This window comes from Pseudomonas sp. 3MA1 (assembly GCF_029237275.1).
GTDB classification, from domain to species: Bacteria; Pseudomonadota; Gammaproteobacteria; order Pseudomonadales; family Pseudomonadaceae; genus Aquipseudomonas; species Aquipseudomonas fluorescens_AP.
In genome coordinates, this window is the sequence record NZ_JAACFX010000015.1 from 1 (window position 1) to 21,049 (window position 21,049).

A 21,049-nucleotide genomic window follows, 5' to 3' on the forward strand; every position below is an offset into this window, starting at 1 on the left:
GAACCTGCCTCGACCCATGCTCACTCACGATCTCGAAATCCGAGGGCACCGCGATCTGAGGCAGGTAGAAATTAGCTTACAAGGGCATGCCGAGCCTAGGCGAGGCACCGAGTGGAGGGGCAGAAGCCCTTTGCTTACTTTGGGGCTTTTCCAAAGTGAGTCGCCGTAAGGGCGAAACCCTAAGCAGCCCTGACCGCAGCAACGGATATGCCCCCCATCCCAAGCACCGCATGAAAGAACCAAATTCCCTTGCCCCACCCCCTCAATTCATTCAGCATCCGCGCTCCATTTTTCCAGGGAAAGGAACACGTCATGGTCGAAGACCTGTATTACGACGACTACCCAGAGGCCAAGGCCGAACTGATCAAGGCCATCGAACGCGGCCGCCTGCCACTGCTGACCCAGGAACTCAACGCCTACGACTGCATCCAGGCGATCTTCGAACTGGACGCCATCAACAACCCCAAGGACGAGGAAGACGCCTTCTTCGACCTGGCCCTGGCCCTGATCGGCTGGATCCCCGGCCCCGGGCACGGCCTGAAGATCCTTTTGCGCCTGATCAACCGCGCGCCCCAACGCCACGCCGAAAAGCTCTTCGACCTGATCCGCCACACCCTGCTGGCCTGCCGCCTGAAAACCAGCCCCGAACAGCTGCTGGAAAAGTGCCTGGACCCAGTGCGCCTGGCCGAAGAACTGCCCGAGATCATCCGCGGCGTGAGCGCCTCCAGCACCTTCAACGGCCTCACGCCCGAGCAGCAGCGCCTGGTGCTGCACAATCTCAACGAAGCCTGCGAACACACCGAATTTCTCATGGTGACGGTGCAAGAACGCATCGCCCCGTGGATCGCCGAACAGCGCAACAACTCGGCCGCCGCCCACAGCCGCGGCCCGGCCCTGGCGCCCAAGCCGCAGTCGTCCCTGGAACCGCGGCCAACGACCATCAGCGCCGCGCCACAACCCGGCGCCCCCGATGCCGCAAGCCTCGCCCAGGACGTCAACCAGGGCCTGGAACACCTCAGCGGTGAGGGCCACTGGCTGGAACTGAACCTGCACTACCCGAACCTGGAGCCGGTGTCCGGCGCCGCCTACCGCGCGGTGTTCAGTGACGGCTCGCAAGCCGAGGGCAACCTCGACCAGGAAGGTTTTGCCCGCCTGGAAGGCATCCCCGAGGGCCCGGCGCAGGTCTACTACGGCGAAGACCCACGGCCCTACCTGCGCCGTCCGATCGTTGCCCTGCCCGCCAATGCACAACAGCTGGAAGAGGAACTGGAGCAGCTCGACCTGGAGCCCGCCGAAGTCGACCTGGCGACCCTGCTGCTGGAAACCTCGCAGCGCAAGGCGCCCTTCACCCTGATTCCCGTCTACTGAGACAAGGCACCGACATGAACCGCAGACAAGTGTTTCTCAGCCACAAGCAGTACCACGACTTCCTCGAAAGCCTGGCCGGCGAAGAGGCGCACTGGCAGACCCACTCGATGATGGCCGACAGCCCCGAGCAGGAAGCCTCCCTCAAGGCCTCCAATGTGCGCAGCGCGCGCCTGCACCACCTGATCCTGGGCTACACCGGCGGTGCACCCATGGAGCAACTGGCCCGGGAGCTGGATGGGGTGATCGAAGGCTACGAGGACTACCAGCGCAAGATGGGGGTTTACGAAGAACGGCCGGATATCGCGCCGCTGAACATCCAGGACTACCCCGACGAGTACGAGGAATATGTCCAGGTCATCAGCCTGTGCATCCTGCTGCAACGCAGCGACCTGCTACCGCGCCTGGTGCTGCTGCAGGACCGCGCCGGCTTTAACGGCCAGGACACCCTGATCGAGGACCTGCTCAAGGCCTACCTGCCGGATCGTGAAGACGTTGATCAGTGGTTCCACGACGTCTCCACGCCCCTGATCCGGGCCATCTACACCGAAGATCCGGATGAACCCCGGGAACTGCTGGTGGAGTACTGCAACCAGTGGTACGAGGCGTTCGAACAGGCCCCATGGCACGACAGCCACCTGGACGGCGACGAGGGTTCCTACTTCGGCTACTGGGCCTTTGAAGCTGCGGCAGTGGCCTACCTGTTCGGCCTGGACGACAGCGCGGTAACACACATGGTCTTCCCCCGGGAGATGCTCGAATACGCCCGGCGCTTTACCCCGCCGCCGATGCCCTTCCACTGAGGCCGGATACTGACATGCAACGCAGGCAGGTGTTTCTCGACCCGAAGCAGTACCCCATCCTCCTGGAGTTCCTGGCGGGTACCGAAGCCCATTGGCAGACACACTCTATGGAAGAGGACTACCCCGGGCAGGAAGCCTCGCTCAAGGCCTGGGAGGTCAAGCGAGCACGCCTGGACCATCTGATCCTGGGCTACACCGGCGGCAAGGCCATGCCGGAGCTGGCCCAAGAGCTGGACGCACTGATCGCCAGCTACGAGGAGCATCAGCGCACCTTGGCCCTGTGCAACGAGGTGCCCGATATCGCGCCGCTGAACATCGAGGACTACCTCGACCAGTACGAGGAGTACGTGCAGGTCATCAGCCTGTGCATCCTGCTGCAACGCCGCGACCTGCTGCCGCGCATGGTGGCGCTGCAGGACCGCGCCGGCTACCACGCCGAGGACACCCTGATCGAGGACCTGCTCAAGCCCTGCCTGCCGGGCCGCGCAGACATCGATGAGTGGTACCACCCGGTCTATACGCCGCTGATCAGGGCCATCTACGCCGATCAAGCAGACGAGGCCCGGGAGCTGCTGGTGGAGTACTGCGACCAGTGGTATGAAGCGTTCGAACAGGCCCCATGGCACGACTCCCACCTGGACGGTGAATCCTACTTCGGCTACTGGGCCTTTGAAGCCGCGGCAGTGGCCTACCTGTACGGCCTGGACGACAGCGCGGTCAAGCACATGGTCTTCCCCCGGGACCTGCTCGACTACGCCCGGCGCTTTACCCCGCCGCCGATGCCCCAATAGCTGGCGCAGCACTGATAGCCCCCGTTTACCGCTCCTTCTTAAAGGTTATGCATTGCCCATGAAATCCTGGATCAAGACCCTGCTGATCACCCTGCTCGCAGCCGCCCTGTGCCTGCTGTTCGCCCGCGTTGTGCTGCCCCCGCTGCTGGTGCAGTTGATACCGCCGAGCTGGGAAGGCGGCCCGTGGTTCTGGGTCAATCTGCTGCTGGCGGGTTTCCTGGCCGGGCTGGTGGTGGCACCCCTGCTGCGGACCCGGCGTTATTACCCGGTGCCGCTGCTGCTTCTGCTGTCCGTCCTGGTGGTGGTCGGCAATTGGGCGCAGAACCGCTGCAACGACGCCCAGTTGCAGGCCATCGAACAGCTGGAAAGGCGCAGCGCGAGCCATTCGAACCTGGGGTTCTCCAATGAGGAACCCGCGCCTTCGGCGCCTGTGGACGTGAGCGCCACACCGGGCGTCTGGGCCCATGAACAAGGCGATGGATATGGCTACAGCTGCAACCGCCCGGGGGAAACCCTGGGGTTCCTGATGCCACAGTTGATGAGCTTTGGCATCAGCGTACTGGGGCTGTTGCTGGCCCTGCTGATCGGCCCCGGCCGCCGCCGCGCCCGCTGAGGAAACCGTAGGAGCTGGCTTGCCAGCGAAGGCGTTCGCAAGCGCGGCGCAAGACTCAAGGGCCTCTTCGCCGGCAAGCCGGCTCCTGCGGGATAGGCCGCAGACTTGCGGGGGCTCAGCGGCCGCCGCCCAGGTCGATGAAGCTGCCGGTGGTGTAGGAGGCCTTGTCCGACAGCAGCCAGAGAATGGCTTCGGCCACTTCGTCGGGACGTCCGCCGCGGCCCATGGGAATCGCCGATTCCAGTTTGCTGACCCGGTCGGCGTCGCCGCTCAGGGCATGAAAGTCGGTGTAGATGTAGCCCGGGCGCACCGCATTGACGCGGATGCCCTCGCCCGCCACTTCTTTGGACAGGCCGATGGTGAAGCTGTCCAGGGCGCCCTTGGACGCGGCGTAGTCGACGTATTCGCCGGGAGAACCCAGGCGCGCCGCCACCGACGACACGTTGACGATGCTACCGCCCTGCCCGCCATGGCGCGGCGACATGCGCAGCACGGCGTGCTTGGCGCAGAGGATCGGCCCCATGACATTGGTCTTCATGATCTTCTGGATGCGGAATTCGGACATTTCATCGAGGCGGGACTGGTGCCCCACGGTCCCGGCGTTGTTGACCAGGGCGGTGACCCGGCCCAGCTCGCTGTCGACCCGCTGGAACAGGCCAATGACTTCATCTTCGATGCTGACGTCGGCCCGGACGGTGATGGCCTGGACGCCCAGGGCGCGGACCTGCTCCAGCACCTGATGCGCCGCCTGCTCGTCGGCCTGGTAATTGATGCACACCTTGAAACCCTGCTGCGCGGCCAGCAATGCCGTGGCCGCACCGATTCCCCGCCCGCCACCGGTGATGACGATGACTTTGTCCATACTGCCGACTCCCTGACTGATCATTTCAACGCCCGCCATTAAACACCCCACGGGCAGCGATGAAAACCGCAGTGACATCAAACAGCCTCTATTCCGAGACAGGACCTCGCCCCTGGCGATAACCGGCCGAGGCCGGCCTCAGGCGTCGTGCCGGGCCTTTTGTTCCGCCTGGTGGATGCCCTGCATGAAGCTCTCGGGCGGTAGCGGGTGGCCCAGGTAATAGCCTTGCAGCGAGTCGCAGCCCAGCTGGGTGAGGAAGCTCTGCTGCACCCCGCTCTCCACCCCCTCGGCAACGATGCGCAGGCCCAGGGCCTGGCCCAGGGCGACGATCGCCGAGACGATGGCGGCGTCGTCGCTGTCGTGCTCCAGGTCGCGGACAAAACCACGGTCGATCTTCAGCTCGTTGGCCGGCAGGCGCTTGAGGTACATCAGGCTCGAATAGCCAGTGCCGAAGTCATCGATGGACAGGTCCACCCCCATGTCCGACAGCTGCTGCAGAACGATCATGCTGACATCGGCGTCGTTCATCGCCGTGGTCTCGGTGATTTCCAGGGTCAGGTTGTTGGCCGGCAGCTGATTGCGCTCCAGGGCCTGGGCCACGCTCTTGACCAGCCCCACATGGCAGAACTGCAAGGCCGAGAGGTTCACCGCGATGCGCCAGTCGGTGTAGCCCTGGACATACCACTGGCGCATCTGCCGGCAGGCCTCGTGCAGCACCCAGTCGCCGATGGCGATGATCAGCCCGCTCTTCTCCGCCAGCTCGATGAACTTGTCCGGCAGCAACAGGCCGTGCTGCGGATGCTCCCAGCGCAACAGCGCCTCGGCGCCCACCGGACGACCGTCGCCGGCATCGAACTTGGGCTGGTAGTACAGGCGCAACTGATTGTGTTCCAGGGCATTGCGCAGGTCCTGAAGCAACTGCAGCTGGCGCCGGGCGTTGCTGTTCATCGACGCGTCGAAAAAGCTGTAGCCGTTCTTGCCGGTGGCCTTGGCGTGATACATCGCCGCGTCGGCATTCATCAGCAGTTCCTGGGCGGTCAGGCCATTGCCGGGGTACACCGCGATGCCGATGCTGGCAGAAATCTGCAACTCGTGGTCGGCCACGCGAAACGAGCGGGACACCAGGCTCACCTGCCGCGCCGCCAGGCGCAGGGCATCATCCGGCTCGGCGAGCTGCACCAGCAGTACGAATTCGTCGCCGCCGATCCGCGCCAGGGTGTCTTCGCTGCGCAGGTCCTCGCGCAGGCGCAAGGCCACTTCCCGCAGCAACTGGTCGCCCATGTGATGGCCAAACGCGTCGTTAACCGGCTTGAAGCCATCCAGATCGATGAACATCAGCGCAAAGCAGCCACCATGGGCGGTGACCCGGTGCATGGCCTGGTCGATGCGGTCCGCCAGCAGAATGCGGTTCGGCAAACCGGTCAGGGTGTCGTGCAGCGCCAGCTGGGTCAGCTCCTTGTTGGCTTCGGTCAAGGATTGCGCCAGCACCGCGGTACGGGCTTCCAGGCGCGCGTCCAGCACCGAGGTCAGCAAGGCGATGATCAGCACCGCCAGGGTGGTGATCAGCACCAGATTGTCCAGGCCCCTGCCGCTCAGGCCGTTGCCCAGGGCCCCACAGAAACTGCCGTCACTGAAACGCGCCGCGGCCATGCCGGTGTAGTGCATGCCGACGATGGCAAAGCCCATCACAATCGCCGCGCCGGCGCGGGCCAGGCGCACATGGGGGGTGTTCTGGCGCAGGCGAAAGGCGATCCACAGCGCCGCCAGCGAAGCACCGAAGGCAATCAGCAACGAGGCGCTGAACAGGCTCGGGTCGTAGTCGATACCCGGCTGCATGCGCATGGCCGCCATGCCGGTGTAATGCATGCCGCTGATACCGACGCCCATGATCAAGGCGCCAAACAGCAGTTGCCCCAGCGGCAGGCGCGGCTGGCTCACCAGCCACAGGGCGAAGCCGCAGGACAGGATCGAGATCAGCAGCGACAAGGCGGTCAGCGCAACGTCGTAGCCCAGCTCGATGGGCAGCTCGAAGGCGAGCATGCCGATAAAGTGCATGGACCACACGCCAATGCCCATGGCCAGCGCGCCGCCGCACATCCACAGGTAGGCCGCGCGGCCTTTGGTGGTGGTGATGCGTCCGGTGAGATCGAGGGCGGTATAGGAAGCGAGGATCGCCACGAAAATGGAGATCACGACCAGGGCGGGGGAATAACTACCGATGAGCATGGGGCATCTCTTGGCCGTTGTGCCGATGTTTGCCCGGCGGGCAAAAGCGCAGATTGTACTGATTGCGCAGAAGAACGCATCTACAAAGTGAGCAAAAAGCCAGTAGTCAGACAGAACGTCTGGCCCGGGCCTTTGATGCCCCTACAGCCCTTGTGGGCATGGGCTTTGCGCGGTGTGGTCGAGGGCCCTCGCGCGCCCCTGCGCGAGGCCCGGATGGCGGCCTATTTCTGCTCGCCGACCTGCAATTGGCCGTCCCAGCCGCCGCCCAGCGCGGCGATCAATTGCACGCTGGCAATCAGCCGGCTCTGCAGCAGGCTGAGGACGCTGCGTTCGTTGCTCAGGGCCGTGGTCTGGCTGGTGACCACGTCCAGATAACCGATGAGTCCGGCCTTGTACTGGTTCTCGGTCAGGCGCAGGGCCTCGCGGGCCGAATCCAGGGCCTGCTGGCGCACCCCCGCCTCGTCCTCCAGGACCTTGAGCTGGATCATGTAGTTCTCCACCTCGCGAAAACCGTCGAGCACGGTCTGTCGGTACTTGGCCACGGTCTGGTCGTAGGCGGCTTCAGTGCGATCCACTTCCGCCGAGCGCTGGCCACCGTCGAACAGGGTCATGGCCAGTTTCGGCCCCACCGACCAGAAGCGGTTCGGCAGGCTGATCCAGTTGGCGTAGGTACTGCTGCTGTAGCCGCCGGCCAGGCTCAGGGTCAGGTCCGGGTAATAGGCGGCCTTGGCCACGCCGATATTGGCGTTGGCGGCCATCACCGAACGCTCCGCCGAGGCGATATCCGGACGCCGCTCCAGCAACTGCGAGGGCACAGCCAGGGGCACCTGGGGCAGCGCCGGAATCCGCGGGGTTTCTGCCAGGTTGAATTCGGCCGGCGGCACGCCCATCAGCACCGCGATGGCGTTTTCGAACTGCACCCGCTGCCAGATCAGGTCGATCAGGTCGGCCTGGGTGCTTTTGAGCTGGGTCTGGGCCTGGGCCACCGCATCCTTGCCGGACACCCCGGCCTGATACTGGTTCTGGGTCATGGTCAGGGAGCGCTGATAGGCCGCCACCGTGGCTTCCAACAAGCGCTTCTGCTCGTCGATCACCCGCAATTGCAGGTAGTTCTGCACCAGTTCCGACTGCTGGCTCAGGCGCATGGCCGCCAGATCGGCGAAGCTCGCCTCGGCGCTGGCTTCGTTGGCTTCCAGGCCACGGCGCAGCTTGCCCCAGACATCCGCCTCCCAGCTCACCCCCAACTGGGTGTTGTAGGTGTCGCGAATGCCGCTGCTGGAACTGCTCAGCCCCGAACTGCTGCTGCCGGTGCCCTGGCTGGCGCGGGTCTTGCCGGCGCTGAGGTCGACACTGGGGAAGAACGCCCCGCGGGAGCTGCGCACCAGGGCCTGGGCCTGAAGGTACTGGGCCTCGGACTGGGCCACGCTCTGGTTGGAATGGTTGAGGCGCTCGATCAGGCCGTTGAGCTGGGCGTCACCGTACAGCTCCCACCAGGCGCCCCGGGCCAGGGCATCGCTGGGATTGGCCTGACGCCAGCCCTCGGCCGCCTTGTACTGCACAGGCTCGGCCACTGGCGGGCGCTGGTAATCGGGCCCGATGGCGCAAGCACTGAGCAGCGCCACGCACAGGCCCAGGCTCAAGGCCCGCGAACCCCGGGCCATGGCCAGGCGCTGGGCGGACAGCAGAGTAACGGGACGGGACGATTGGTCGGTCATAGCGGCGTTTCCAGAGCGGCATCGGTACGGACCCCACGCCAGTGGTTGAACTTGTGGCGCAGGCGATCGAGGTAGAGGTAGACCACTGGGGTGGTGTAAAGGGTCAGCACCTGGCTGAAGACCAGGCCGCCAATGATGGTCAGGCCCAGGGGCTGGCGCATTTCCGAGCCCTCGGCGCCCCCCAGCAGCAAGGGCAAGGCGCCGAGAATCGCCGCCAGGGTGGTCATCAGGATCGGCCGCAGACGCTGCAGGCAGGCGCTGCGGATCGATTGCAGCGGGTCCAGGCCCTGGTGGCGCTCCAGTTGCAGCGCCAGGTCGATCATCAGGATGGCGTTCTTCTTCACCACGCCGATCAGCAGGAACAGCCCCAGCAGCGAGATCAGGCTGAACTCGCCGCCCAGCACGTAGATCGAGAGCAAGGCGCCGACCCCGGCCGAGGGCAAGGTGGAGAGGATGGTCAGCGGGTGGATGTAGCTTTCATAGAGCACCCCGAGCACCAGGTACACCGCCAGCAAGGCGCCGAGGATCATGAACGGCTGGCTCTTCTGGGTGGCGGCGAAGGCGTCGGCGGTGCCGGCCATCTTGACGATCACGTCCTCGGGCATGCCCAGCTTGGCGATTGCCCGCTCGATGGCCGCGGTGCCCTGCTCCACCGTCACGCCTTCGGCCATGTCGAAGGAAATGCTCTCCGAGGCGAACTGCCCTTCGTGACTGACCCGGTCGTCTTCCAGGCTGTTTTCATAATGGGCGATGGTCGACAGCGGAATCCGCGCCCCGGTACTGGTGATGACCTGCACCTGATTCAGGGTGATCGGGTCCTGGGCATATTTCGGGTTGACCTCCATCACCACCTGATACTGGTTGAGGCTGTCGTAGATGGTGGAAATCTGCCGCTGACTGTAGGCGTTGTTGAGCACCGCGGTGACCATGTCCATGTCCACCCCCAGGCGCTTGGCCTGGTCGCGGTCGACCACCAGGGTCACCTGCTGGGCGCCACGGCCTTCGCGGGCGTCGATGGCGGTCAGCTCGGGCAAGGCGCGCAGCGCGCTGACCACTTTCGGGTACCACTGGCGCAGCTCGCCCAGGTCACCACTTTGCAGGATGTAGGAATACTGCGAGGTGGTCTGCTCGCGGCCGCCACCGAACTGCAGGTCCTGGTCGGCCATCAGCATCAGTTGCGCGCCGGGCACCTTGGGCATTTCCTTGCGCAGGCGCTCGATGACCTTCTGCGCCGAGATGTCGCGCTCCTTGATCGGCTTCAGGCGCACCAGCATGAAGGCGTTGTTGGTGCCGTTGTTGCCGCCGATAAAGCCGGCCACGCTTTCTACCGCGGCGTCCTTGAGCACGGCGCGGCGGAAGATCTCCATCTTCGGCTGCATCACGCTGAAGGACAGGCCGTCGTCGCCGCGCACGAAGCCGATCAACTGGCCGGTGTCCTGCTGCGGCATGAAGGTCTTGGGCACCACCACGTACAGGGCCACGTTGACGCCGATGGTCACCAGCAGGCTGAACAGGGTCAGGCGCTTGTGCCGCAGCACCCAGTCCAGGCTGGTGGCGTACTTGCCCACCATCCACTCGTTGCTGCGGCGGCTCCAGCGTTGCAGGGCGTTTTCCTGGCCCGGGACATGGGGCTTGAGCCAGCGCGCACAGAGCATCGGGGTCAGGGTCAGGGACACCACCAGGGACACCACGATGGCCGCCGCCAGGGTGATGGAGAATTCACGAAACAGGCTCTCGATGATCCCGCCCATGAACAGGATCGACAGGAACACCGCCACCAGCGACACGTTCATCGACAGCAGGGTGAAGCCCACTTCCTTGGCCCCCAGGTACGCCGCCTTCATTGGCGCGATGCCTTCGTCGATGTGCCGGGAAATGTTCTCCAGGACCACGATGGCGTCGTCCACCACCAGCCCGGTGGCGAGGATCAGCGCCATCAGCGACAGGTTGTTCAGGGAAAAGCCATAGAGGTACATGACGGCGAAAGTGCCCACCAGCGACACCGGCACCGCCAGGGTCGGGATCACCGACGCGCGGAAATTGCCGAGGAACAGGAACACCACCAGGATCACCAGGGCCACGGCGATCAGCAGGGTCATCTCCGCCTCGTGCAAGGTGGCCTTGATCACCGGCGAGCGGTCCATGGCCAGGTTGAGCTTGACGCTGGCCGGCAGCACCGCCTGCAACGCCGGCAACTGGGCCTTGATCTCGTTCACCGTCTCGATGATGTTGGCCCCGGCCTGACGGTTGATCACCAGCAGCACCGCCGCGTCATCGTTGAAGAAGCCGCTGTTGTAGCGGTCTTCCACGCCGTCGCTGACCTTGGCCACGTCTTTCAGGCGCAGGGCCGCACCGTCCTTGTAGTGGATGATCAGCGGCTCGTAGTCACGGGCCTTTTCCAGCTGGTCGTTGGCCTGGATCTGCCACAGCCGCTGGTCATCTTCCACCGAGCCCTTGGGCCGGCGCTGGTTGGCGTTGGCGATGGCATTGCGCACATCATCCAGGGCCACGCCGTACTGGTTGAGCAGTTGCGGCTCCAGCTCGATGCGCACCGCCGGCAAGGAGCTGCCGCCGACCTGCACCTCGCCCACGCCCTGCACCTGGGACAGGCTCTGGGACAGGATGGTCGAGGCCAGGTCGTACAACTGGCCCTTCTCCAGGACATCGGAGGTCAGCGACAGGACCATGATCGGCGCCTGGGACGGGTTGACCTTCTTGTAGGTGGGCATGCTGCGCATGCCGCTGGGCAGCAGGTTGCGTGAAGCGTTGATGGCCGCCTGCACTTCCCGCGCCGCGCCATTGATGTCCCGGTCCAGGTCGAACTGCAGGATCACCCGGGTCGAGCCCTGGCTGGAGCGGCTGCTCATAGTGTTGACCCCGGCAATCGCGCCGAACGAGCGTTCCAGCGGCGTGGCCACGGTGGACGCCATGACCTCGGGGCTGGCCCCCGGCAGGCTGGCCTGGACCACGATCACCGGGAAATCCATCTGCGGCAGCGGCGCCACCGGCAGCAGGCCGAAGCTCACACCGCCCAGCAGCATGATCGCCAGCGACAGCAGCATGGTCGCCACCGGGCGCTTGATGAAAGGACCTGAGAGATTCATGGGCGACCGCTCCAGGCTTCAAGCCTCAAGCTGCAAGAGAAAAGCGGGATCGGTGCGCACTCTTGCTTCTGCTTTAACTTGCAGCTTGCGGCTTGCAGCTTGCCGCTGCGCCGCTTCATACCCGCTCCTCCTGGAGGACTTCGTGCTTGCCGAAGCGCCGACCCAGGCGGTCGAAGTACAGGTAGATCACCGGCGTGGTGAACAGGGTCAGCACCTGACTCACCAGCAGGCCGCCAACCATCACCAGGCCCAGGGGCTGGCGCAGCTCGGCGCCGGAGCCGGTGGCCAGCATCAGCGGCACGGCGCCGAACAGCGCCGCCAGGGTGGTCATCAGGATCGGCCGGAAGCGCAGCAGCGCCGCCTGATAGATCGCCTGCTCCGGGGCCATGCCCTGGTGGCGTTCGGCGTCGAGGGCGAAGTCGATCATCATGATCGCGTTCTTCTTGACGATGCCGATCAACAGGATGATGCCGATGATCGCGATCATGCCCAGGTCGTTGCCGCTGAGGATCAGCGCCAGCAAGGCCCCCACCGCCGCCGAAGGCAGGGTGGAAAGGATGGTGATCGGGTGGATGTAGCTCTCGTAGAGCACGCCGAGCACGATGTACATGGTCACCACCGCCGCCAGGATCAGCAGCAAGGTGCTCGACAGCGAGGCCTGGAAGGCTTCCGCCGCGCCCTGGAAGCGGGTCTGCACGCCCACCGGCATGCCGATCTCCTGCTGCACCTGCTCGATGACGTTCACCGCCTTGCCCAGGGCCACGCCCGGAGCCAGGTTGAAGGACATCATCACCGCCGGGAACTGGCCGATATGGGCGATGGCCAGTTGCGCCTGACGCTCTTCGACATGGGCCAGGCTCGACAACCGCACCTGCCCGCCGTCGGTGGTCTTGACGTGGATCTGCTCCAGGGCCTGGGGCCCGATGCGCTCGCCGGCCTGGGCCTGGAGCACCACCCGGTACTGGCTGGCCTGGGTATAGATGGTGGAGATCTGGCGCTGGCCGAAGGCGTCGTACAGGGCGTCGGTGATGTTGGACACCGAAACCCCGACCCGGGACGCGGCATCGCGGTCGATCACCAGGTACACCTGCAGCCCCTTGTCCTGCAGGTCGCTGGCCACGTCGGTGAGTTCCGGGCGCAGGGCCAGGGCTTCCACCAGGCGAGTGCTCCACAGGCTCAGCAGCTCGGCATCCGGCGACGACAGGCTGAACTGGTACTGGGTGCGGCTGACCCGGTCTTCGATGGTCAGGTCCTGCACCGGCTGCATGAACAGGCGGATGCCCAGCAGCTTGTCGACCTCGGGCTGGATCCGCGCGATCACCTGGGCCGCGCTCAGGTCGCGCTCGTTGTGGGGCTTGAGGTTGATCAGCAGGCGGCCGCTGTTGAGGGTGGCGTTGTCGCCGTCGACACCGATGTAGGACGACAGGCTTTGCACCGCCGGGTCCTGCAGGATGATCTTGGCCAGTTCCTGCTGGCGCTGGCTCATGGCGGCGAAGGACACCGACTGCGGCGCCTCGGAAATGCCCTGGATGACCCCGGTGTCCTGCACCGGGAAGAAGCCCTTGGGCACCACCAGGTACAGAAACACAGTCAGGCCCAGGGTGCCGACGGCGACCATCAGGGTCAGGAACTGGTGCTTGAGCACCCACTGCAACCTGCGCCCGTAGCTTGCGATCAGCCAGTCGATCCAGGCCCCGCTGGCGCGGTAGAAGCGCCCCTGCTCTTCAGGCTTGGGCTCACGCTTGAGCAGCCGCGCGCACATCATCGGGGTCAGGGTCAGGGACACCACCAGGGAAATCAGGATCGCCACCGCCAGGGTGATGGCGAACTCGCGAAACAGCCGCCCGACCACGTCGGCCATGAACAGCAGCGGGATCAGTACCGCGATCAGCGACAGGGTCAGGGAGATCAGGGTGAAGCCGATCTGCCTAGCACCCTTGAGCGCCGCCTGCAGCGGGCTGTCGCCCTCCTCGATAAAGCGCGCGATGTTCTCCAGCATGACGATGGCGTCGTCCACCACGAAACCGGTGGCGATGGTCAGGGCCATCAGGGTCAGGTTGTTCACCGAGAAACCGGCCAGGTACATCACGCCGAAGGTGCCGATCAGCGACAGCGGCACGGCAATCGAAGGAATGAGGGTGGCGCTGGCCCGACGCAGGAAGAGGAAGGTCACCATCACCACCAGGGCGATGGCGATCAACAGTTCGTGCTGCACATCCTTGACCGAGGCGCGGATGGTCTGGGTGCGGTCGGTGAGCACGGTCACGTCCAGGCCCGCCGGCAGGTTGTCGGTGATGCTCGGCAGCAGCGCCTTGATCCGGTCCACCACCTCGATCACGTTGGCCCCGGGCTGGCGCTGGATATTCAGCAGCACCGCCTGGTTTTCGTTGGCCCAGGCCGCCAGGCGCTCGTTCTCGGCACCGTCGACGATCTCGGCCACGTCCTTCAGGCGCAGGGGCGCGCCATTTTTATAGGCCAGGATCAGCTCGGCGTAGTCCTTGGGCGAGGTCAGCTGGTCGTTGGCATCGAGCATCGACACCCGGGTCGGGCCGTCGAAGTTGCCCTTGGGCTGGTTGACGTTGGACGCGCCGATCAAGGTGCGCACGTCCGCCAGGTTCAGGCCGTTGGCCGCCAGGGCCTCGGGGTTGACCTTGATCCGCACCGCCTGGCGCTGGCCGCCGGCGATGCTGACCATGCCGACGCCGCTGATCTGGGCGATCTTCTGCGCCATGCGCGTGTCCACCAGGTCGTTGAGCTTGGGCAGCAGCATGGTCTTGGAGGTAATGGCCAGGGTCAGCACCGGGGTGTCCGCCGGGTTGACCTTGTTGTACACCGGCGGCGCCGGCAGGTCCTTGGGCAACAGGTTGGTGGCGGCGTTGATCGCCGCCTGCACCTGCTGCTCGGCCACGTCCATATTGATGTCGAGGCTGAAGCGCAGGGTCAGCACCGAAGCGCCACCGGAGCTGGTGGAGGCCATCTGGGTCAGGCCCGGCATCTGCCCGAACTGACGCTCCAGGGGCGCGGTGACCGCGCTGGTCATCACGTCCGGGCTGGCCCCGGGGTACAGGGTCATGACCCGGATGGTCGGGTAATCCACCTGGGGCAAGGCCGACACCGGCAACAGGCGATAGGCGATCAGGCCGGCCAGGACAATGGCCAGCATGCTCAGGGTGGTGGCTACCGGGCGAAGGATGAACAGCCGCGAGAAATTCATGCGCCGACCTTTTGCGCCTTGCCATCAGCCGGCTTGCCATCCGCGGCCGGCGCACCGGCGGGCTTGCCCTGCAGGTGTTCGGTGGGGGTGGTGGGCACAGCCGCGCTGTCGTTGACCACTTCCACCTCGCTGCCGTCCTTGAGACGGTCGGTGCCTTCCATCACCACCCGGTCACCGGCCTTGAGGCCGTCCTTGATCACCGTCGACTCGCCGTTGCTGTCGCCCACCTTGAGCTGACGGATCTTCACCTTGTTGTCGCCATCCAGGGCGTAGACGAAGGTGCCATTGGTGCCGAACTGGATCGCCGCCGAAGGCGCCAGCACCACGTTCTTCAGGGTGTCGGCCAGCAGCCGCACATTGACGAACTGGTTGGGGAACAGGCCCTGGTCGCGGTTATCGAAGCGCGCCTTGAACTTCAGGGTGCCGGTGGTGGTGTCGATCTGGTTGTCCAGGCTCTGCAGCACGCCGCTGGCCTGCAGCTTCACATCGCCCCGGTCCCAGGCTTCCACCGGCAGCTTGGCGCCGCTGTGGTAGCGCTTGAGCACGGTGTCCAGACTGTTCTCCGGCAAGGTGAAGGCCACGCTGATCGGCTGGGTCTGGGTGATGATCACCAGCGCCGTGGTGTCATTGGCCGACACCAGGTTGCCCACGTCCAGCTGGCGCAGGCCCACGCGCCCGGCGATCGGCGCGCGGATATTGGTGAATTCGAGGTTGAGCTTGGCGTCGTTGACCGCCGCCTGATTGGTCTTGACCGTGCCCTGGTACTGGCCCACCAGCGCCGCGGCGGTGTCCAGGGTCTGCTTGGCGATGCTGTCCTGGGCATACAGGCCGCGGTAGCGCTCAAGGTCGACCTGGGCGTTCTTCAGCTGGGCCTGGTTCTGCAGCAAGGTGCCTTCGGCCTGGAGCAAGGCGTTCTGGTAGGGACGCGGATCGATCTGCGCCAGCAGGTCGCCGGCCTTGACCATCTGCCCTTCCTCGAAATTGACCTTGACCAGCTCCCCCGCTACCCGGCTGCGCACATTGATGGTGTTCAACGCGGTCACCGTGCCCAGGGCCTTGAAGTACACCGCGAAATCCCCCTGGGTCACCGGCGCCACGCGCACCGGGATCGGCCCGCTGGCACTGCCGAAGCCAGGGCGCAGGCTGCCGCTGCGTCCTGTATGCCCGGCCGCGGCCTTCACCTGTGCAGCCTCTTTGGGGGCGCTGCCGGCGGGCCAGAATTTCCAGCACAAGCCGGCCACCAGCAGCAGGACAAACAGGCCGAACAGCCAGCGACGAGAGTTGCGGGGAGCAGAGGATTGCATGGAGTGATCAACCATTGGGCGCGTGGGAGTCTTCTTTGGGGAAGGCTGAAAGATAAGCACTAGAGCGGTTTTAGCAAAGCGCCTTTACCGGCAATTTACCTTTGACTGACGTTTTAAGGTGCGGCGCTAAGCCACTGAAGCACAAATAAAAACGGCCTGGACAGAGCCAGGCCGTGAATAATTGTAAAAGCTGTTACTTGAGCACGGCCAGGGCCGCGTCGTAGTTCGGCTCCTCGGCGATTTCCTTGACCAGCTCGCTGTGCAGCACGGTGTCGTTTTCATCCAGCACCACCACCGCGCGGGCGGTCAGGCCGGCCAGCGGGCCGTCGGCGATGGCCACGCCGTAGTTTTCGATGAACTCGCGGCCGCGCAGGGTCGACAGGTTCTGCACGTTTTCCAGGCCTTCGGCACCGCAGAAGCGCGCCTGGGCGAACGGCAGGTCGGCGGAGATGCACAGCACCACGGTGTTGGCCAGTTCATTGGCCTGGGCGTTGAACTTGCGCACCGAAGTGGCGCAGGTCGGGGTGTCGACGCTTGGGAAGATGTTCAGCACTTTGCGCTTGCCGGCGAGGCTGCTCAGGGAAACGTCGGCCAGACCGGCGCCCACCAGGGTGAACGCAGGCGCTTTGGAGCCGACTTGCGGCAGTTGGCCATTAACCTGTACCGGGTTGCCTTTGAGAGTGACTTGAGCCATGAACGGAGTCCTTATTGAACAGTGATGATGGAACAGCAATGGGAAATTCTTGAGAGGCCGAAGTTAAGCATGAAACGGCGCGAGCACCTATTGCCCCACGGATAAATTGTCCAACAACCAGGCCGATTGCAGGGGCGGGCTTGCCAGTCAAGGCGGTTTGCAAGCTTGCATCCGGCTCACGGCCGTCTTCGCCGGCAAGCCGGCTCCTACAGGTGCGCCAGCAGCAGGTCCGCTACCGGGCCGCCGGAGGCCGGGTTCTGCCCGGTGATCACCCGCTGGTCCTCCACGGCGAACGGCGCCCAGGGCGCGGCGGCCTTCTGGTACAGGGCACCGCGCTTGAGCAGTTCGGTTTCGGTCAGGAAGGGCACGTACTGGTCAAGCTCGACCAGCTTCTCCTCCTCATTGGAGAACCCGGTGACCTGCTTGCCAGCGATCAGCAACGAACCGTCCGCCAGCTTGATGTTGAGCAAACCCACCGCGCCATGGCAGACCGAGCTGACGTAACCGCCCTGCTCGTAGATGTCCCGGCTCAGGGCCTGCAACTCAGGGTTGTCGGGGAAATCCCAAACCACGCCATGACCACCGGCGTAATAGATGGCCACATAGTCCCGGGCCTGGACCTGCGAGGGTTTCAAGGTGGCGCCCAGGCGGCTCATGAAGGCGCTGTCCTGGTACCACTGCCAATCGGTGTCGTCGGCCATGGCCAGGCTGTGGGGATCGATGGGCACGTAGCCGCCCTTGGGGCTGACGTAATCCACCGCGAAGCCCGCCGCCTCGACCTTCTTCACAAAATGCACCGCCTCGCCCAGCCACAGGCCGGTGGCTCGGTTCAGGTTGGGGTATTTGGCCACGCTGGTCAGGACCACCAGTATCTTCTTGCTCATGGGCATGCTCCTTGGAGTCGGAAAACAGAACACAGCAATGCAGCGACGCGATCAGCCCAGCAAGCGCAACATGTTGCGGTGCCGGGCATCGAAAATCCGCGCCATGTAGGCGTTGACCACCAACCATTCCAAAGGTGCGCCACCGATGGCCCGATAAGTCACCCGATCGGTGTACAGGGTGCCCCCTTCGGCGGCCTCGACCCGATGTTCATGACGAAAGGCGCGCAGCGGTCCCTTGAGCATTTCATCGACAAAATGCCGCTCGCCGACCTCACGTATAACCACCGTCCATTTCGCCGGTATGACACCGAACATCCAGTGCAGGAAGCTGAACTGGCGCCCGACACTGATGCGCAGGTCATTGATGTCGATGCCGCCCAAGGGCGTCACGCGCTCGGGAAAGATCTTCGGAAAATTGACCCCTTCAAGGCAGAAATCCAGCACCTGGGCCGGACTGCGGCCCGGCAGAAAAGTCGTGCGTTCCACTACAGGCATAGCTGACAGCTCCTTGCTTAACCAGCATTAACTTCACATTAAACATTACAAATCATCTGTAAGGCTATGTTTTTATTAGTATTTTTTAATCTATAAATCACTTTAACTAAACCATGTAAAAAGCATGGATATAGTTACAAATCACTTGAACAACCATCTCCGCTTGCGGGGACGCCGCTGCGACTTGCCCTGCGCAGAAGACTAGAACGCGCGCCCCCCATGCCACCCGCACTGAATGGCCCAGCCTCCTCCCGCTGTTCAATAGACGGATTCGAGTCGGGGGACTTTTACCCTGGAAACCGGTAGGGTGCGCCCTTTCCTCCAGTCATGTCTGGATGTTGCCACGGGTCGCATGGAGTTCTATCGCCCAATGAGTTGCTGGACCCTACTCGGCCTGCCGGTCACCGCTGACACCCGCACCATCAAGCGCCACTACGCCAAGCTGCTGAAACAGACCCGCCCGGACGAAGATCCGCAAGGTTTCCAGCGCTTGCGCGAGGCCTATGAACAAGCCCTGGCCCACAAGGACTGGGAGCAGGACCCGCCCCTGGAAACCGACGCCGGCCACAGCCCGACCGCCAGCGAGCCGCTGATCCGGGCGCTGTCGCCGGTGCAAAGGGTGGCCGTCCTGCTCAAGGAGCTGCACGTCGAGCAGCTCGACCAGCGTTATCAGCAGGCCCAGGAGCAGGACTGCGCCTATGAGTTCGAACTGGCCCTGCTGCGCCATTGCGTCGAACGCACGACACGGGCCGACGCGGTTCTGCGCTGGGGCTTGGAGCATCTGCGCTGGATGAGCGCCTGGCAACGCCTGGACCTGCCGGAATACCTGGTGCTGGAACTGCAGCAACAGCTGTATCAACAGGTCCAGGCACCACTGGCCGCGGCCCTGCAGGCCAGGGATGAAACCGCGTTCCTGCAGGCCTATGCCCAGCGCTCGGCGCATCCCTGGCTGCTGCACCTGCAACATCGACAATGGTTCAACCACTGGCTCGCGCAATTGCTGGCGGACAGCCCCTATTGGTCGGTGGCGATCTTCCAGGCGCTGTGCGCCGGCCAGGGTTGGCGATCCGCGGCCGACAACAGCTGCCCGGACCTGTTGTGGCCGCGCCTGCTCAAACGCCATCAGGCCCCGCTGTACCTGGCCCGCCAGCAACAACTGGCGAGCGAACCGCCCATGACCCCGCAACACCGCGCCGCGCGCTTGTTGCTGGCGCCCCTGAGCTTCAGTCAGCGCCGCGCCTGGGCCCGGCACCTGGGCAGCCAGGACTGGGAGGCCTGCCACAAGCTGGCGGCGAGCCTGTCCGCCGACTACCCGGACATCGCCGCCGGCATGCCGGCCGGCAATCCCTACTTCTGGCGTGACTGGGAGCACGCCATCGACAGCTGGCCGATGCTCCTGGGCGTGGTCCTGGCCTGCCTGGTCGGCGCCGTGAGCACGTACAGCGGGCAAGACACCAGCCACTGGGAGATGATCGGGGTGACGCTGGTCTGGTCCTTGTGCTTCTGCGCCGCGGGCGAAGGGCTGCAGCGGCTCTGGCAGCCCCTGAGCCAGCGCCTGTTGCTGTGGGACGAACGCCTCAGCCGGCGCCTGCCGTGGCGCCACGCGCCCTATCACTCCATGCAACTGATCCGCGACCTGTTGCCCGCCGCGCTGCTCGGCGGCCTGCTGGGCGTGGTGATCCACCCGGCGGCCGCCCCGGCTTATCTCGCGGTCCAGCTACTGGTCGCCCTAGGCCGCCAACGGCAGATCGACCCGCTGAGCGCCTGGCAACGCATCAACCCCTGGCCGCGCCGCCTGCTGCTGGGCGCGGCGCTGATACTGCTGGTGACCGCCCTTGCCACCTTCAAATGGTTCGACGAACGCCACACCGCCGGGCGCTATCAGGGCCTGCAGCCCTGGACCGAGCGCCTGTGCGCACGCATGCCGGCCCAGGTCGCCGAGTGCGCGGCGCCAGCCACAAAAGCCCAGTGGTACCCCCAGGAGGCCCAGCCATGAGCCAGCGTCCTTTGCTGATTTTCGGCTGCGCGCTGATTTTCGGCTTGTTTGCCCTCCTGGGCGCCGGCGCCCCGATCGCCCGCTTCGAACTCTGGCTGGCCGGCCTGGACAGCCGCGCCAGCGCCGAGGCCGCGGCCCGAGCGCCACTGATCGACTGCGTCAACCAGTACGACGTGCCCTGGCGCCTGGGCTATTACACCTACGGCGCGCAATCGGCCTGGCGCCTGGCATTCGACGACCTGATGAACAATGCCCGGGACTTCGCCGACAGCGCGAAAACCAACATGGACGCCCTGCCCGCGCGCGAATGCGAACCGCGCATGCTCTATCGCCTGCGCCACCTGCAACCCGATGCGCCGCTGATCGGCCTGGCCGAGCGCTACATAGACGCCCTGCACCAGGCCAACCTGGCCCGTCGCGCCCATTCCAGCGCAGTGCCCGGCGCCTACATGCCGGCCGAGGAGGATCCGGCCACCGTGGCCCGGCTCCAGCCCGACTTCGACCGCTACCTGCAAGCCTCCGCCGACCTGCGCGCCGCCCTGGCCAGCGCCGACATCGGCGCCCGCCGCGAACAACAGCGCTTGCTTGAGCAACGCCTGGGACAGGACATCCACTGGCACCTGCTCAACTACATGATCCAGGCGCGGCTCACGGTGGAGCAGCTCAGTCAGGGCGTGCGCGAGAAAACCCTGACCCCGCTGCAACTGGCCAAGGCCAGCGAGGATCTGCAACAGGCCTGGGAGGCCGGGCAGCCCTTGCGCAATTGGCCGCAGAACGGCCGCACCCAGCCAGCCCATTACCTGTGGAGCCAGATCACCCGGCCGGCCCTGCACTACCAGCGGGCCTTGCGCACTTTGCATGAGGACTGGCAGGAGCAGGCCGCGCCCGAGCGCCTGAGCGAGGACTATCACGCCGTGGTGCGGGCCTACGACTCGCTGCTCAGCTACTACAACAAGCAGGCCCAGGTGGATTACTGAACGGGG

Annotated in this window: 15 protein-coding genes; 6 read left to right on the forward strand and 9 right to left on the reverse strand. The window is 64.9% G+C overall.

Annotated features, from left to right (window positions below):
- Positions 1-312 precede the first annotated feature (312 nt).
- From GWQ44_RS27800 to GWQ44_RS27815, 4 genes are read left to right on the forward strand one after another with little or no spacing between them, the layout of a single operon-like run.
- Positions 313-1,368: a hypothetical protein gene (locus GWQ44_RS27800; protein ID WP_275928771.1), complete on the forward strand. Its 1,056-nt coding sequence runs from the start codon at positions 313-315 to the stop codon at positions 1,366-1,368.
- Positions 1,369-1,382: 14 nt separating this feature from the next.
- Positions 1,383-2,168, forward strand: coding sequence for a PoNe immunity protein domain-containing protein (locus tag GWQ44_RS27805; protein WP_275928772.1), 786 nt, complete (start codon positions 1,383-1,385; stop codon positions 2,166-2,168).
- 14 nt (positions 2,169-2,182) lie between these two features.
- Entirely contained in the window at positions 2,183-2,959 is a 777-nt protein-coding gene (locus GWQ44_RS27810) for a PoNe immunity protein domain-containing protein (protein WP_169891695.1), read from the forward strand.
- A gap of 58 nt (positions 2,960-3,017) precedes the next feature.
- Entirely contained in the window at positions 3,018-3,572 is a 555-nt protein-coding gene (locus tag GWQ44_RS27815; RefSeq protein WP_125063530.1) for a hypothetical protein, read from the forward strand.
- Between the two features lie 115 nt (positions 3,573-3,687).
- Here GWQ44_RS27815 and GWQ44_RS27820 read toward each other — a convergent pair whose 3' ends face one another.
- The 9 genes from GWQ44_RS27820 to GWQ44_RS27860 form a co-directional block, all read right to left on the reverse strand.
- Positions 3,688-4,434, reverse strand: coding sequence for an SDR family oxidoreductase (locus GWQ44_RS27820; RefSeq protein ID WP_016966398.1), 747 nt, complete (start codon positions 4,432-4,434; stop codon positions 3,688-3,690).
- Positions 4,435-4,572: 138 nt separating this feature from the next.
- Entirely contained in the window at positions 4,573-6,660 is a 2,088-nt protein-coding gene (locus GWQ44_RS27825; RefSeq protein ID WP_275928773.1) for an EAL domain-containing protein, read from the reverse strand.
- A gap of 221 nt (positions 6,661-6,881) precedes the next feature.
- Positions 6,882-8,375 (reverse strand): efflux transporter outer membrane subunit, encoded by a 1,494-nt coding sequence (locus tag GWQ44_RS27830; protein ID WP_275928774.1) that lies wholly within the window; start codon positions 8,373-8,375, stop codon positions 6,882-6,884.
- The gene (locus tag GWQ44_RS27835; protein WP_016966402.1) at positions 8,372-11,479 is read right to left on the reverse strand and encodes an efflux RND transporter permease subunit; all 3,108 of its coding nucleotides are present in this window, start codon (positions 11,477-11,479) and stop codon (positions 8,372-8,374) included. Before GWQ44_RS27835 ends, GWQ44_RS27830 begins: the two co-directional genes overlap by 4 nt.
- A 115-nt stretch (positions 11,480-11,594) precedes the next feature.
- Positions 11,595-14,693 carry an MdtB/MuxB family multidrug efflux RND transporter permease subunit gene (locus GWQ44_RS27840; protein WP_275928775.1) on the reverse strand — a complete coding sequence of 1,033 codons (3,099 nt, stop codon included), beginning with the start codon at positions 14,691-14,693 and terminating at the stop codon, positions 11,595-11,597.
- Positions 14,690-16,012: an MdtA/MuxA family multidrug efflux RND transporter periplasmic adaptor subunit gene (locus GWQ44_RS27845; protein ID WP_275928776.1), complete on the reverse strand. Its 1,323-nt coding sequence runs from the start codon at positions 16,010-16,012 to the stop codon at positions 14,690-14,692. The genes GWQ44_RS27840 and GWQ44_RS27845 overlap by 4 nt, the downstream gene beginning before the upstream one ends.
- Before the next feature lie 178 nt (positions 16,013-16,190).
- Positions 16,191-16,691, reverse strand: coding sequence for a thiol peroxidase (gene tpx / locus GWQ44_RS27850; protein ID WP_016963124.1), 501 nt, complete (start codon positions 16,689-16,691; stop codon positions 16,191-16,193).
- A gap of 206 nt (positions 16,692-16,897) precedes the next feature.
- Complete coding sequence (locus GWQ44_RS27855; RefSeq protein WP_179601470.1) at positions 16,898-17,575, reverse strand: type 1 glutamine amidotransferase domain-containing protein; 678 nt, start codon at positions 17,573-17,575, stop codon at positions 16,898-16,900.
- Between the two features lie 51 nt (positions 17,576-17,626).
- Positions 17,627-18,070 carry a polyketide cyclase gene (locus GWQ44_RS27860; RefSeq protein WP_016963122.1) on the reverse strand — a complete coding sequence of 148 codons (444 nt, stop codon included), beginning with the start codon at positions 18,068-18,070 and terminating at the stop codon, positions 17,627-17,629.
- 370 nt (positions 18,071-18,440) lie between these two features.
- Between GWQ44_RS27860 and GWQ44_RS27865 the strand changes: the two genes are divergently transcribed.
- Positions 18,441-20,066 (forward strand): J domain-containing protein, encoded by a 1,626-nt coding sequence (locus GWQ44_RS27865; protein WP_275928777.1) that lies wholly within the window; start codon positions 18,441-18,443, stop codon positions 20,064-20,066.
- The gene (locus GWQ44_RS27870; RefSeq protein WP_275928778.1) at positions 20,063-21,043 is read left to right on the forward strand and encodes a DUF3829 domain-containing protein; all 981 of its coding nucleotides are present in this window, start codon (positions 20,063-20,065) and stop codon (positions 21,041-21,043) included. The genes GWQ44_RS27865 and GWQ44_RS27870 overlap by 4 nt, the downstream gene beginning before the upstream one ends.
- The last annotated feature ends 6 nt before the right edge of the window (positions 21,044-21,049 follow it).